Here is a 14,733-nt window from a genome sequence, read left to right on the forward strand (position 1 = left end):
CTTTGGCAGTGGTTCAGGCCGTAGGATGGGTGCTAACCCATCAGCCAATTGATGGGTTAGCACCCATCCTACGGTGGTGAGCACAAAGAAATGCCGCTTCCCTGGCAAGGGCGAAGCGGCATTTTTCTTATGTGAACAGCATTACGCTCGAAAGCGGCCTTTTCATTCCAGCAACACAGCTAGTCAGCCAAACGCCAGGTAGTGCCACCCTTGCCATCTTCCAGCACCACACCCATGGCGGTGAGCTGATCGCGGATGCGGTCGGACTCGCCCCAGTTCTTCTCGACGCGGGCCTGCAGACGCGCGGCGATCAGTGCTTCAACCTCGGCAGCATCCACCTTGCCGGCCGCACCGGCCTGCAGGAAAGCTTCCGGCTCAAGCTGCAACACACCCAGCACCCCAGCCAGCTCCTTCAAGCGTGCCGCCAGCCCGGCAGCGGCCTGCAGTTCAGTTTCACGCAGGCGGTTGATCTCGCGGGCCAGCTCGAACAATACGGCGCAGGCTTCCGGCGAGTTGAAATCGTCATCCATGGCCGCCGCAAAACGCTCGACAAATGCCTCGCCACCAACAGGCGCAGCCGCCGGCAGGCCTTTGAGCGCGTTATAGAAGCGCTCCAGAGCGCCTTTGGCTTCGCGCAGGCTGTCTTCGGAGTAGTTGATCGGGCTGCGGTAGTGGCTGGACACCAGCAGGTAACGCACCACTTCCGGGTGATACTTCTCCAGCACTTCGCGAATGGTGAAGAAGTTGCCCAGGGATTTGGACATCTTCTCGCCGTCCACGCGCACCGCGCCAGCGTGCATCCAGGCATTGGCGTAGAGCTTGCCGGTGGCGGCTTCGCTCTGCGCGATCTCGTTTTCATGGTGCGGGAACACCAGATCCGGCCCGCCGCCATGGATGTCGAAGGTCTCGCCCAGGCAGCAGGTCGACATCACCGAGCACTCGATATGCCAGCCTGGACGGCCCGCGCCCCAAGGCGATTCCCAACTCGGCTCCCCCGGCTTGGCCCCCTTCCACAAAACGAAATCCAGCGGGTCCTGCTTGGCTTCGTCGACCTCGATGCGCGCGCCAATCTTCAGGTCTTCGATCTTCTTGCGCGACAGTTTGCCGTAACCGACAAACTTGCCGACCCGGTAGTACACGTCGCCATTGCCAGGCGCGTAGGCAAAGCCTTTGTCGATCAGGGTCTGGATCATCTCGTGCATGCCGGCGATATGCCCGGTGGCACGTGGTTCCTGATCCGGACGCAGGACATTCAGACGCGCTTCGTCTTCGTGCATGGCCGCGATCATGCGCTCGACCAGCGCTTCAAACGGCTCGCCGTTGTCATTGGCGCGCTTGATGATCTTGTCGTCGATGTCGGTGATATTGCGTACGTAGGTCACGTCATAGCCGCGATGGCGCAGCCAGCGAGTCACCACATCGAACGCCACCATCACCCGCGCATGACCGATATGACAGAAGTCGTAAACCGTCATGCCGCACACATACATGCGCACATGGTTCCCCACCAGCGGTTTGAAGACGTCTTTGCTTTTGGTCAGCGTGTTGTAGATCGAGAGCATCGGGGTTCCTTGGAAAACCACGGGCCAGAGGGCTGGCCCGGTCTATAACGCGTTCGGCTTGATTAATTAAGCCCAGGAATCGCGCAGCGTTACGGTACGGTTGAAGACGGGCGCACCCGGCTTGCTGTCCTTGATGTCGGCGCAGAAGTAGCCTTCGCGCTCGAACTGGAAGCGCTCTTCCGGTGCGGCTTCGGCCAAGGATGGCTCGGCGCGACAGCCCTTGAGCACTACCAGCGAATCCGGGTTGATATTGTCGAGGAAGCTGCCGCCCTCTTCGTCCTTCTCCGGGTTGGCCGAGCGGAACAGGCGGTCGTACAGGCGCACTTCACACTCAACGCTTTCAGCGGCCGGCACCCAGTGAATCACGCCTTTGACCTTACGGCCTTCAGGGTTCTTGCCCAGGGTGTTTTCGTCGTAGCTGCAGCGCAGTTCGACGATATTGCCGTCGGCATCCTTGATCGCTTCATCGGCGCGAATCACGTAGCTGCCGCGCAGGCGCGCTTCGCCACCAGGGATCAGGCGTTTGAAGCCGTCCGGCGGGGTTTCTTCGAAGTCACCGGCGTCGATATAGATCTCGCGACTGAACGGCAATACACGCACGCCCATATCCTGCTTGGGATGGCGCGGCAGTTCCAGATTCTCGGTCTTGCCTTCCGGGTAATTGGTGATCACCACTTTCAGCGGCTTGAGCACGCACATGGCGCGGCCCGCATTGGCATCCAGGTCATCACGGATGGCGAACTCGAGCATGCCCATATCAACCACGCCGCCGGCGCGGTTGACGCCAATCATGTCGCAGAAGGTGCGGATCGACGCCGGCGTGTAGCCACGACGACGGAAGCCCGACAGGGTCGACATGCGCGGGTCGTCCCAACCATTGACGTGGTTTTCGTCGACCAACTGCTTGAGCTTGCGCTTGCTGGTGATGGTGTAGTTGAGGTTCAGACGAGCGAACTCGTACTGACGCGGCTGCGCCGGCACTGGCAGTTGCGCCAGGAACCACTCGTACAGCGGACGGTGGTCTTCGAACTCCAGGGTGCAGATCGAGTGGGTGATGCCTTCGATGGCATCCGACTGACCGTGGGTAAAGTCATAGCTCGGGTAGATGCACCACTTGTCGCCGGTCTGGTGGTGATGAGCATGGCGAATGCGGTACAGAATCGGGTCGCGCAGGTTGATGTTCGGCGAGGTCATGTCGATCTTCGCGCGCAGCGAACGGGCGCCATCAGCGAATTCACCGGCTTTCATGCGGGCAAACAGATCAAGGTTTTCCTCGACGCTGCGCTCACGGAACGGGCTGTTCTTGCCCGGCTCGGTCAGATTGCCACGGTAGGCACGCATTTCTTCGGCGTTGAGGTCGCAGACAAAGGCCTTGCCCGCCTTGATCAGCTCGATAGCCCAGGCATGCAGTTGGTCGAAGTAGTTGGAGGCGTAACGCTCCTCGCCAGCCCACTGAAAGCCCAGCCACTGCACGTCGCTCTTGATCGCGTCGATATATTCCTGGTCTTCCTTGGCCGGGTTGGTGTCATCGAAGCGCAGGTTGCACTCGCCACCAAACTCCTTGGCCAGGCCGAAGTTCAGGCAGATCGACTTGGCGTGGCCAATATGCAGGTAGCCATTGGGCTCCGGCGGAAAACGGGTGATGATTTTCGCGTGCTTGCCGGCATCCAGATCGGCCTGGACGATGGGACGAAGAAAGTTAGCGGCGGCGACAGTTTCTGGCTTGCTCATGGGGTCCTTGATCATGCAGGTGCGCGGCGTAGGGTAGGCCGACTAAAACAAAGCGCTTATCATAGCCGAAGCTGTCAACCCCCTGACAGGCCCAAGAACCGCTGCAATGCCCTTTGCTGGAAATTCAGCGGCTCACGGATTTATCGACAGAGCGATTACCTACATGATCAAGCTGCACACCAACCACGGCGTTATCACCCTCAACCTGTTCGAAGACAAAGCCCCGGAAACCGTGGCCAACTTCAAGCAGTACGTCCAAGAAGGTCATTACGACAACACCGTTTTCCACCGCGTGATCAGCAACTTCATGATCCAGGGCGGCGGTTTCGAGCCGGGCATGAAGCAGAAAACCACCCGCGCCCCGATCAAGAACGAAGCCAACAACGGCGTAGCCAACAAGATCGGTACCGTGGCCATGGCCCGTACCATGGAGCCGCATTCGGCCTCCGCGCAGTTCTTTATCAACGTGGGCGACAACAGCTTCCTCAACCACAGCGCGCCGACCGTACAAGGCTGGGGCTATGCGGTGTTTGGTGAAGTGGTTGAAGGCATGGACGTGGTCAACGCCATCAAGGCCGTTGCGACCACCAGCAAATCCGGCCACCAGGATGTACCGGTTGATGATGTGATCATCGAGCGTGCCGAGATCGTTGAGTGATCCTACTGATCTCCGACCTGCATCTTGAACAGGAGCGCCCGGACATCAGCCGGGCGTTTCTGCATTTTCTCGAAACCCGCGCGGTTCAGGCCCAGGCGCTGTATATCTTGGGAGACTTCTTCGAAGTGTGGATCGGCGACGACGCCATCAGCCCCTTTCAACGTTCGATTGCCCAAGCCCTGCGCCAACTCAGTGAGCGCGGCACACGCATCTACCTGATGCATGGCAATCGCGACTTCCTACTCGGCAAGGCCTTCTGCCGCGAAGCCGGCTGTACCCTGCTTCCCGACCCTAGCGTGATCGAACTGAATGGCCAGCGCGTGCTGCTGATGCACGGCGACAGCATGTGTACCCAGGACATCGGCTATATGAAGCTGCGCCGCTGGCTACGCAACCCGCTGTCGCTGTTTATCCTGCGCAACCTGCCGCTGAGCACCCGGCAAAAGCTGGCGCGCAAGCTGCGCAATGAAAGCCGCACGCAAACGCGGATGAAAGCCAGCGAGATAGTCGACGTCACCCCGGATGAAGTACCGCGCGTCATGGCCGAACACGCTGTGCGGACACTGATTCACGGCCACACCCATCGCCCCGCCACTCATCAACTGCAGGTCAACGGCGAGCCCGCGCAGCGCATCGTGCTGGGCGACTGGGATAAGCAGGGCTGGGCATTGCAGGTCGACAGACAGGGTTTTAACCAGGCTCCCTTTACTCTTTAGGCGAGCAGAAGCTCAAAGCGGTGGCACACCGCTATGAAAGCGCATCTCGGTATCTGGCGACTCGATCAACTCCTGCTCCGCCGCTTTCACCCGTTCGATAGCCTGGTTTACGTCGCGTTCATCGCCGTACTGATAGGCCAGCTTCAGGTAGTTCTGAAAATGCCGCGCCTCGCTTTTCAGCAAACCGAAGTAGAACTTGCCCAGTTCTTCATCCAGATGCGGCACCAAGGCCTCGAATCGCTCGCAGCTGCGCGCCTCGATAAACGCACCGACCACCAGGGTATCCACCAGTTTGTGCGGCTCGTGGGTACGCACCACCTTGCGCAGGCCCGAGGCGTAGCGCGCCGCCGACACCGGGCGCAGGCCGATCTTGCGGCGTTTCATGATGCGCAGCACCTGCTCATGGTGCACCAGCTCCTCACGGGCCAGACGCGACATGGCGTTGAGCAGGTCGACATAGGTGCTGTACTTGGCCATTAGGCTCAGGGCTGTGCTGGCGGCCTTGAATTCGCAGTTCTTGTGGTCAATCAGCAGGGTCTGTTGGTCAGCCAGGGCTGCGGTGATCCAGGCATCCGGCGTGCGGCAGCCGAGAAACTCGTGAATTTCCGGCAGGCTCATCGGCGCGTCTCCGTTACAAGACGGTGACATGCCAACAGACAAGGGGCAAAACAACGCAGCAGATCATCGGTTGCGGCTAACAGATACATAAATTCACAAAAATGGGCGGGCTTGAGTGCTGCGGCTGCAGGGCCGCCATTATACGAATGAACACGCGAACAGCCACTCGATTGACGCCGGTCAAGCACCAAGCCAGTGGCAGCGATCTATAGTGATAAACAGTACAACCGACTGCACATGGAGATGATCATGCAAGCTATTCGCAGCATTCTGGTGGTGATGGAGCCCAATCACACGGAAGACCTGGCCCTCAAACGCGCCAAACTGATTGCCGGCGTCACCCAATCGCACCTGCACCTGCTGGTCTGCGACAGGAAAAGTGATCACACCGGCTACCTGCGCGACCTTACCGGCTTGCTCAACAGCGAAGGGTTCAGCACCTCCAGCCAGCAGGCCTGGGATGAAAATCAACACCAGACCATCATCAATGTGCAGCAAGCCGAAGGCTGCGGCCTGGTGGTCAAGCAACACTTCCCCGACAACCCACTGAAAAAAGCCCTGCTCACCCCCGATGACTGGAAACTGCTGCGCTACTGCCCAGCCCCGGTGCTGATGGTAAAAACCGAAAAATCCTGGGCGGGCACCGCCATCCTCGCGGCGGTCGATGTCGGCAATGCAGACAGCGAGCACCGCACCCTGCACACCAGTATCGTCAGCCATGGCTTTGATATTGCCGCCCTGGCCAAAGCCGAGCTGCATGTGATCAGCGCTCACCCGGCGCCGATGCTCTCGGCCGCCGACCCAACCTTCCAGCTCAAGGAAACCATCGAGGCGCGCTACCGCGAGCAATGCAAGGCCTTCCAGGCTGAATACGAGATCAGCGATGAACGCCTGCATATCGCCGAAGGCCCGGCCGACGTGCTGATCCCTCAGGCTGCGCACCGGCTCAACGCTGGCGTGACGGTGATCGGCACCGTGGCGCGCACCGGGATTTCTGGCGCGCTGATCGGCAATACCGCCGAGGTGATTCTCGACTCGCTGGAAAGCGACATTCTGGTACTCAAGCCGGATGACATCATCGCCCACCTGGAAGAACTGGTCGCCCAGCGCTAACCCGCCTGCCGCGCAACAAAAAAGCCGCCTGGAATAGGCGGCTTTTTCATTTGCAAGATGGCTTCAGACTCTTATCTCAAGCCCTTCAAGCAGAAAGCGCGGCGCGATATAGCGCTCGTAGTGCGCTTCGGACAGCAGAAAGAACTCGCGATCAATCGCATCGCGCAACTCCGGCAGGTTCCACTCGCGAAACTCCGGCAACAGCACCATGCCATAGGCATTCAGCTGGCTGATCACCCGCGCACCACGGGCAATCAACTGATAGGCCCAGCAATACGGCGACTGCTGCGGCACAAAGCGGATCTTGCGCTGTTCCAGCTGCATCCGCAGACGATCAGCATCGAAAACTTCCAACTTGGCCGCCATCACCTGCACCAACAGCACCTCCAGGCGCAGCCATACGGCGCGTTTTTCCTCGTCGTTATAGCCGTTCCAGTTGATAACCTCATGGTGGAAGCGCTTGCAGCCACGGCAGACCAAATCGCCGTAAACCGTGGAGCACAGGCCGACACAAGGGGTTTTGATACGTTGGTTGGACATAACGAAAGGCATGGGTACTGGCGGACAGGCTGGCATCTTAGCCCTTTGTCTAAGGCAGATCACCCCCAGATAAACAGGGCCTTTGGCTTAACTTTTTCAAAGCTTTCCAGTAGAATCGGCCGGCCTTTTAGAGGCAGCAACGTCCGTTGGAAGCTGTTTTCAAAGCGTCACGAGCACAGTCAATCCTGCAGGTTCGATGTTGGTGCCGACCCTTGAACCACCCTTCAAGTGTCTGCACCAGCCCTCATCCAGCCCGTCCTGCCGGCGTAAAACTTTGAAAACAGCTTCTGCAAGAAAACAGCAAAACCTCGGCTGAGCGGCCCATAAAGCCACGAAGCGCCTGGTTTGTTGCTTTCTGGATCGCGTCCCGGACAACCCTTTGGGACCACTGATGAGGGTAATAACTGTGCTTGAAGCCTATCGCAAACATGTAGCAGAGCGTGCCGCTCAGGGTATCGTGCCCCAGCCGCTGAACGCCGAACAAACCGCAGGCCTGATCGAGCTGCTGAAAACCCCGCCCACCGGCGAAGAAGCTTTTCTTCTCGACCTGATTACCAACCGCGTGCCGCCAGGCGTCGACGAAGCCGCCTACGTCAAGGCCGGTTTCCTCTCTGCCCTTGCCAAAGGCGAAGTCACTTCCCCACTGATCAGCAAGCAACACGCTGTTGAACTGCTCGGCACCATGCAGGGCGGCTACAACATCGCCACGCTGGTTGAGCTGCTCGACGACAGCGAACTGGCTGCCGTGACTGCCGAGCAACTGAAGCACACCCTGTTGATGTTCGACGCCTTCCACGACGTCGCTGAAAAAGCCAAGAACGGCAACGTTCACGCCAAAGGCGTACTGCAATCCTGGGCTGACGGCGAGTGGTTCAAGAACCGCCCGACTCTGGCCGACAAGATCAGCCTGCGCGTGTTCAAGGTGACCGGCGAAACCAACACCGACGACCTGTCCCCGGCTCCAGACGCCTGGTCGCGTCCGGATATCCCGCTGCACGCCCTGGCCATGCTGAAAATGGCCCGCGACGGCATCGTGCCGGACGAGCAAGGCGTAACCGGCCCGATGAAGCAGATCGAAGCCATGCGCGGCCAAGGTTTCCCGATTGCCTACGTCGGCGACGTAGTCGGTACCGGTTCCTCGCGTAAGTCCGCCACCAACTCGGTGCTGTGGTTCTTCGGCGACGACATCCCTAACGTGCCGAACAAGCGCGCTGGTGGTTTCTGCTTCGGCAGCAAGATTGCTCCGATCTTCTACAACACCATGGAAGATGCCGGCGCCCTGCCAATCGAATTCGACGTTTCCAACATGCACATGGGCGACGTGATCGACCTGTACCCGCATGCTGGCAAAGTCTGCAAGCACGGCACCGACGAAGTACTGACCACCTTCGAAATGAAGACGCCAGTACTGCTCGACGAAGTCCGCGCTGGCGGCCGTATCCCGCTGATCATCGGTCGCGGTCTGACCGAGAAAGCACGCGCCGAACTGGGCCTGGGCCCAACCGATCTGTTCAAGCTGCCTGAGCCACCTGCTGCCAGCACCAAGGGTTTCACCCTGGCGCAGAAGATGGTCGGCAAGGCGTGCGGCCTGCCGGAAGGCAAAGGCGTACGTCCTGGCACCTACTGCGAACCGAAGATGACTACCGTCGGCTCCCAGGACACTACTGGCCCGATGACCCGCGACGAGCTGAAAGACCTGGCTTGCCTGGGCTTCTCCGCTGACCTGGTCATGCAGTCGTTCTGCCACACCGCTGCCTATCCGAAGCCAATCGACGTCACCACCCACCACACCCTGCCGGATTTCATCCGCACCCGTGGCGGCGTGTCCCTGCGTCCTGGCGACGGCATCATCCACAGCTGGCTGAACCGTATGCTGCTGCCGGACACCGTCGGTACCGGTGGTGACTCGCACACCCGCTTCCCAATCGGCATCTCCTTCCCGGCTGGTTCTGGCCTGGTTGCCTTCGCCGCTGCCACTGGCGTAATGCCGCTGGACATGCCGGAGTCGGTACTGGTGCGCTTCAAGGGCAAACTGCAGCCAGGCATCACCCTGCGTGACCTGGTGCATGCCATCCCTTACGTAGCCATCCAGAAAGGTCTGCTGACCGTCGAGAAGAAAGGCAAGAAGAACATCTTCTCCGGCCGCATCCTCGAGATCGAAGGTCTGGACGAGCTGACCGTTGAACAGGCTTTCGAGCTGTCCGACGCCTCTGCCGAGCGTTCCGCCGCTGGTTGCACCATCAAGCTGCCGGAAAAGGCGATTGCCGAGTACCTGCGTTCGAACATCACCCTGCTGCGCTGGATGATCAGCGAAGGCTACGGCGATGCGCGCACCATGGAACGTCGCGCTCAAGCGATGGAAGCCTGGTTGGCCGATCCGAAGCTGATGGAAGCCGACAAGGACGCCGAGTACGCCGAAATCATCGAAATCGACCTGGCCGACATCAACGAGCCGGTTCTCTGCGCACCGAACGACCCGGACGATGCCCGTCTGCTGTCCTCCGTTCAGGGCGAGAAGATCGACGAAGTGTTTATCGGTTCGTGCATGACCAACATCGGTCACTTCCGCGCGGCTGGTAAGTTGCTGGAAAAAGTCGAAGGCACCCTGCCGACTCGTCTGTGGCTGTCGCCGCCGACCAAGATGGACCAGCATCAGCTGACCGAAGAAGGCTACTACGGCATCTACGGCAAAGCCGGCGCGCGCATGGAAATGCCGGGCTGCTCGCTGTGCATGGGTAACCAGGCACGCGTTGAGGCGAACTCCACCGTGGTTTCGACCTCCACCCGTAACTTCCCCAACCGTTTGGGCGATGGTGCCAACGTCTACCTGGCCTCGGCCGAGTTGGCGGCTGTTGCAGCCATCACCGGCAAACTGCCGACTGTTGAGGAATACATGGTCTACGCGAAGAAAATCGACACCATGGCAGCGGACGTCTACCGCTACCTGAGTTTCGACCAGATCGCTGAGTTCCGTGAAGCAGCTGCAAACGCCCAGATCCCTGCTATTCAGGTCTAAGCGTTACCCGCAACAAGAAAGCCCCGCCTAGTGCGGGGCTTTTTCTTTTCCGCCGTAGTAGCTCGCAGGACAGATGGCATATGCCTTGCTTTGGCTTACGCCATTAGGCCTTTCCAACGGCGGAAATGGCTGAAATAGACAATGGTGTCGTTCTGATCGCAGACTGAAGTCGGCGTTTGGTACGGCACCTTTTTGTGTGGGCACAGGAAACGCACCATGAATGAGCACGACATCAGCCGCAGCGATACACCGGAAAAACCGGTACTGAATATCGGCTTTATGGCCCTCACAGACGCCGCATCGGTCATCGTGGCCGCCACCCAGGGCTTCGCCGAGAAGCATGGCCTGACCCTCAACCTGCAGCGCCAGGCCTCCTGGGCCACCTTGCGCGACAAACTGCTGAGCGGCGAGCTGGATGCAGCCCACAACCTCTACGGGCTGATTTATGGCGTGCAGCTGGGCCTGGGCGGTGCGCCAGCCACCGATATGGCGGTGCTGATGGGCCTTAACCAGAACGGCCAGAGCATCAACCTGTCGCCCGCCTTGCAAGCAGCGGGCGTGAGCACTGGCAGCGCATTAGCGCAACGCGCGCACCAGTCTGGCGCAAAACTGACCTTCGCCCAGACCTTCCCCACCGGCACCCACGCCATGTGGCTGAATTACTGGCTGGCCAGCCAGGGCATTCACCCGCTGAGCGATGTCGAAAGCGTTGTCGTACCGCCACCGCAGATGCTCGCGCACCTCAAGGCCCGGCGTATCGACGGCTTCTGCGTCGGCGAGCCCTGGAGCGCCCAGGCAGTGGATGAACAGATGGGCTGCACCCTGACCACCAGCCAGGCGATCTGGCCCGACCACCCGGAAAAAGTCCTGGGTTGTACCCGTGAATTTGCCGAACAGCACCCCAACAGCGCCCGCGCCCTAATTATGGCGGTGCTGGAAGCCAGCCGGTTTATTGATGAAAGCGAAGAAAACCAGCGCAGCACGGCGCAACTGCTTAGCGGCAGCGAGTATGTCGATGCACCGCTGTCGGCGATCCAGCCGCGTTTCCTCGGCCAGTACCAGGACGGCCTCGGCCACGCCTGGCAGGACGCCCATCCGCTGCGCTTCCACGCTGGCGGCGCAGTCAACCAGCCCTACCTGTCCGACGGCATGTGGTTTATGACCCAGTTCCGCCGCTGGGGGCTGCTGCGTGACGACCCCGACTATCTGGCCATCGCTCGCCAGGTGCAACAACTCGACCTCTACCGCCAGGCTGCCGAAGCCCTCGGAATCGACGTACCCGGCGAGATGCGCAGCAGTCAGTTGCTTGATGGCCAGGTCTGGGATGGCAGCGACCCGGCCGGCTACGCACGCAGCTTTGCCCTGCAGGCCCTGGCCGATGCGCCCCTCAGCGCCCAACAGGAGAGCCGCTAACATGCTGCGCATCCTGCTGATTAACGACACCGCCAAAAAGGTCGGCCGCCTGAAAACCGCCCTGACCGAGGCCGGCTTCGAGGTAATCGACGAATCCGGATTGACCATCGACTTGCCGGAACGGGTCGAGGCGGTACGCCCTGACGTGATCCTGATCGACACCGAATCACCGAGCCGCGACGTGATGGAACAGGTGGTGCTGGTCAGCCGTGACCAGCCACGACCGATTGTCATGTTCACCGACGAGCACGACCCCGGCGTGATGCGCCAGGCGATTCAGAGCGGCGTCAGCGCCTATATCGTCGAGGGCATCCACGCCCAGCGCCTGCAGCCGATTCTCGACGTGGCCATGGCCCGCTTCGAGAGCGATCAGGCGCTGCGCGCGCAGCTGCAGGCACGCGATGCCCAGCTGGCCGAACGCAAGCGCATCGAACTGGCCAAGGGCCTGCTGATGAAGATGAAAAGCTGCGACGAAGAACAGGCCTACACCCTGATGCGCCGTCAGGCCATGAGCCGCCAGCAGAAGCTGGCGCAGGTGGCCGAGCAGATCATCGCCATGCACGACATGCTCGGCGGCTAACCACCGCGCCTGTAGCCCGGATGCAATCCGGGGATTGCGCCCCCGGATTGCATCCGGGCTACGACCTACCAACCTACGGCTGTACTGCCGAGTTTCACGGCAACTGCTCTAGACAGGACCACTGCGCCCCGCTTATCTTCGCCGCCTGGCCAGCGCACTGGCCAACGTCGCTCGGACGGTTCCGGGCGCTTACGTATCCGAGGAAAGCATGGCTGACCAAGCTTCGCGCCGCTTTGCGCGCATTGATCGACTCCCCCCCTACGTTTTCAATATCACCGCCGAACTGAAGATGGCCGCGCGTCGCCGTGGCGAAGACATCATCGACTTCAGCATGGGCAACCCGGATGGCCCCACGCCGCCGCATATCGTCGAGAAGCTGGTGCAGGTCGCCCAGCGCGAAGACACCCACGGCTACTCCACCTCACGCGGCATTCCGCGCCTGCGCCGGGCCATTTCGCGCTGGTACAAGGACCGTTACGAGGTCGAGATCGATCCGGAAAGCGAAGCCATCGTCACCATCGGCTCCAAGGAAGGCCTGGCGCACCTGATGCTGGCCACCCTGGACCATGGCGACACCGTGCTGGTGCCCAACCCCAGCTACCCGATTCATATCTACGGCGCGGTAATCGCTGGCGCCCAGGTACGTTCGGTGCCGCTGATTCCCGGCGTGGACTTCTTCGCCGAGCTGGAGCGGGCGATTCGCGAATCGATCCCCAAGCCGAAGATGTTGATCCTCGGCTTCCCCTCCAACCCCACCGCACAGTGCGTGGAGCTGGATTTCTTCGAGCGCGTGGTGGCCCTGGCCAAGCAATATGACGTGCTGGTGATTCACGACCTGGCCTACGCCGATATCGTCTACGACGGCTGGAAAGCCCCGTCGATCATGCAGGTGCCGGGCGCCAAGGACATTGCCGTGGAGTTCTTCACCTTGTCGAAGAGCTACAACATGGCCGGCTGGCGCATCGGCTTTATGGTCGGCAACAAAGAGCTGGTCAGCGCCCTGGCGCGGATCAAAAGCTATCACGACTACGGCACCTTCACCCCGCTGCAGGTGGCGGCAATTGCCGCACTGGAAGGTGATCAACAATGCGTGCGCGATATCGCCGAGCAATACCGCCAGCGCCGCAACCTGCTGGTTAAAGGCCTGCACGAGCTGGGCTGGATGGTCGAAAACCCGAAAGCCTCGATGTACGTCTGGGCGAAGATTCCTGAGCAGTACGCCCAGCTCGGTTCGCTGGAGTTCGCCAAGAAGCTGCTGCTGGAAGCCAAGGTCTGCGTCTCCCCGGGTATCGGCTTTGGTGATTACGGTGATGATCATGTGCGTTTTGCCCTGATCGAAAACCAGGACCGCACCCGTCAGGCGATTCGCGGGATCAAGACGATGTTCCGCGCCGATGGCTTGTTACCCGGCAAGAAGGCCAAAGCCGACGAGTAAACAAACAGAGGGCACCTTAGGGTGCCCTCTTTCGTTTCAACCGGAGTAATCCAGCACCGTCCAAACCCGGGTAAGACCATCGGTAATTACGCAGCCGCTCTGCCCGAGTTGATTATTGCTGTGCAGCGACATCAGGTTGGTCATGCCATCTGCCGCATCCGAGCGCTCGCTCAGCCACTGCACACGGCCGCAGTTGGCCGTTTCGATCACATAACTGGCCGCCACGGCAGAGCTCTCGCTGGGCAGCCTGATCACATCCACCACCGTGCCCTGCTCTTCTACGCGCTTGCCGTCGGATACCAGCACGGCCCAGGCCTGGCCGTTCTCGATCACCAGGTAGGTGCCATTGGCCCTCGGTTGATCAAGCTGCGGTTGCGCACAACCGGCCAAAAGACCCAACAGCACAATTGTCATCAGCATCTGTTGCATTGTTAGTGACTCCTCTGCAGTGCCTGTGGCCATTGGCTTTGCGGGCAGATGGCGCGAGTGATCGAGTAGGTGCCGGTTAGGGCCTTGGGCTTACTATTATCGAATACTGTTTATTTGTACAGTGTTTTTCGATTACCCTTGGTCATGCCATCCAGCCAACCATGTCGCCCGGCAGATCGGGCCCATACAAGGCGTTAACAGGAGTACCCAGATGCTCGACGTACTGCAGCTGAAACACAGCGTAAACCGCATGCACCTGGACAAAGTCCGGGCCACCGTCAATGAATTGCAACTTGAAGGCATCGTCACCGAGGGCAAGACGCCGTTTTCCCGGGTGCACTTCAATACCTGTTTTGCTGAGATCGAGGCACTGCTGCAGCGCGCCGGTTATCACCGCCAGCTAGATGTGGTTGGCTACCAGGGCCAGGCCTATGCCATGTTCGACCCCTCGCGCTGGGAGGCGGTGGAAGTGCTGCGCTGGCTCAAGGAGTTTGTCGAGGAAGCCCAGGGCAAAACGCTGTCGCGCTAGGCCACTGACACGCACCAACACCTGGGCTCGCCCAGCACCAAGGCGAAGCAAAAGCGCTCAACTGCAGTTCGGCCATGCACAGCATTGGCTCAATAAGCTGGCTGAGAGCGCTGCTGATCTGCGGCATGGCGCACCGTGGCGCCAAGAAAGCCCTATTCAAGTCAACATTCAATACTGCGCTTAAGCCTATGATTTATAGCGCTTAAGCCTGCCAACCTAAGGCTCGTTCGAGCCGTCTTCAGCGCGCCACGACAGCGGCTAACTGTGGTGCTGCAGCAAAACTGGCAAGCCCCTTGCAATTGTCCTCACAAGATTCCTGCGCAGCCCACCAACGGCGGTGAGCCGCGGATCACGGACAACGGCGTCCGTCAGGTCCCCTCCTTAGAGGTGGCC

At 60.2% G+C, this 14,733-nt stretch carries 13 protein-coding genes; 8 read left to right on the forward strand and 5 right to left on the reverse strand.

The genetic code is table 11. The features are described 5' to 3' along the window. Window positions 1-179 precede the first annotated feature (179 nt). Together cysS and Q8O69_RS05200 are read right to left on the reverse strand one after the other, a co-directional pair. Window positions 180-1,562: a cysteine--tRNA ligase gene (gene cysS, locus Q8O69_RS05195; RefSeq protein ID WP_305590129.1), complete on the reverse strand. Its 1,383-nt coding sequence runs from the start codon at window positions 1,560-1,562 to the stop codon at window positions 180-182. A 66-nt stretch (window positions 1,563-1,628) separates the two neighbouring features. Continuing rightward, window positions 1,629-3,293 (reverse strand): glutamine--tRNA ligase/YqeY domain fusion protein, encoded by a 1,665-nt coding sequence (locus Q8O69_RS05200; RefSeq protein ID WP_305590131.1) that lies wholly within the window; start codon window positions 3,291-3,293, stop codon window positions 1,629-1,631. Between the two features lie 163 nt (window positions 3,294-3,456). Between Q8O69_RS05200 and Q8O69_RS05205 the strand changes: the two genes are divergently transcribed. After that, a complete protein-coding gene (locus Q8O69_RS05205) occupies window positions 3,457-3,951 on the forward strand; it encodes a peptidylprolyl isomerase (protein WP_304867762.1) in 495 nt (164 codons plus the stop codon). Beyond that, entirely contained in the window at window positions 3,948-4,667 is a 720-nt protein-coding gene (gene lpxH / locus Q8O69_RS05210; protein ID WP_305590133.1) for a UDP-2,3-diacylglucosamine diphosphatase, read from the forward strand. Before Q8O69_RS05205 ends, lpxH begins: the two co-directional genes overlap by 4 nt. 12 nt (window positions 4,668-4,679) lie before the next feature. On the opposite strand, the gene Q8O69_RS05215 is transcribed toward lpxH, so the two are convergent. After that, window positions 4,680-5,285, reverse strand: a complete 606-nt coding sequence (locus tag Q8O69_RS05215; RefSeq protein ID WP_305590135.1) for a tRNA-(ms[2]io[6]A)-hydroxylase — start codon at window positions 5,283-5,285, stop codon at window positions 4,680-4,682. A 249-nt stretch (window positions 5,286-5,534) separates the two neighbouring features. Between Q8O69_RS05215 and Q8O69_RS05220 the strand changes: the two genes are divergently transcribed. Further along, entirely contained in the window at window positions 5,535-6,398 is an 864-nt protein-coding gene (locus Q8O69_RS05220; RefSeq protein WP_275962602.1) for a universal stress protein, read from the forward strand. A 63-nt stretch (window positions 6,399-6,461) separates the two neighbouring features. Here the strand turns inward: Q8O69_RS05220 and Q8O69_RS05225 are convergent, their stop codons facing one another. Beyond that, window positions 6,462-6,938: a DUF1289 domain-containing protein gene (locus Q8O69_RS05225; RefSeq protein ID WP_305590137.1), complete on the reverse strand. Its 477-nt coding sequence runs from the start codon at window positions 6,936-6,938 to the stop codon at window positions 6,462-6,464. A gap of 406 nt (window positions 6,939-7,344) precedes the next feature. Between Q8O69_RS05225 and acnB the strand changes: the two genes are divergently transcribed. The 4 genes from acnB (at window position 7,345) to alaC (ending at window position 13,382) form a co-directional block, all read left to right on the forward strand. Beyond that, complete coding sequence (acnB, locus tag Q8O69_RS05230; protein ID WP_305590223.1) at window positions 7,345-9,954, forward strand: bifunctional aconitate hydratase 2/2-methylisocitrate dehydratase; 2,610 nt, start codon at window positions 7,345-7,347, stop codon at window positions 9,952-9,954. Between the two features lie 216 nt (window positions 9,955-10,170). Beyond that, window positions 10,171-11,367 carry a CmpA/NrtA family ABC transporter substrate-binding protein gene (locus Q8O69_RS05235; RefSeq protein ID WP_305590139.1) on the forward strand — a complete coding sequence of 399 codons (1,197 nt, stop codon included), beginning with the start codon at window positions 10,171-10,173 and terminating at the stop codon, window positions 11,365-11,367. Window position 11,368: 1 nt separating this feature from the next. Further along, a complete protein-coding gene (locus Q8O69_RS05240; protein ID WP_160014173.1) occupies window positions 11,369-11,947 on the forward strand; it encodes an ANTAR domain-containing response regulator in 579 nt (192 codons plus the stop codon). 208 nt (window positions 11,948-12,155) lie between these two features. Then, on the forward strand, window positions 12,156-13,382 hold the full coding sequence (gene alaC / locus Q8O69_RS05245) for an alanine transaminase (protein ID WP_305590141.1): 1,227 nt from the start codon (window positions 12,156-12,158) through the stop codon (window positions 13,380-13,382). Window positions 13,383-13,418: 36 nt separating this feature from the next. Here the strand turns inward: alaC and Q8O69_RS05250 are convergent, their stop codons facing one another. Further along, entirely contained in the window at window positions 13,419-13,811 is a 393-nt protein-coding gene (locus tag Q8O69_RS05250) for a hypothetical protein (RefSeq protein ID WP_167144494.1), read from the reverse strand. Window positions 13,812-14,022: 211 nt separating this feature from the next. Between Q8O69_RS05250 and Q8O69_RS05255 the strand changes: the two genes are divergently transcribed. Next, window positions 14,023-14,340: a transcriptional regulator gene (locus Q8O69_RS05255; RefSeq protein WP_305590144.1), complete on the forward strand. Its 318-nt coding sequence runs from the start codon at window positions 14,023-14,025 to the stop codon at window positions 14,338-14,340. The last annotated feature ends 393 nt before the right edge of the window (window positions 14,341-14,733 follow it).

This window comes from Pseudomonas sp. (genome assembly GCF_030690725.1).
Taxonomy (GTDB): domain Bacteria; phylum Pseudomonadota; class Gammaproteobacteria; order Pseudomonadales; family Pseudomonadaceae; genus Aquipseudomonas.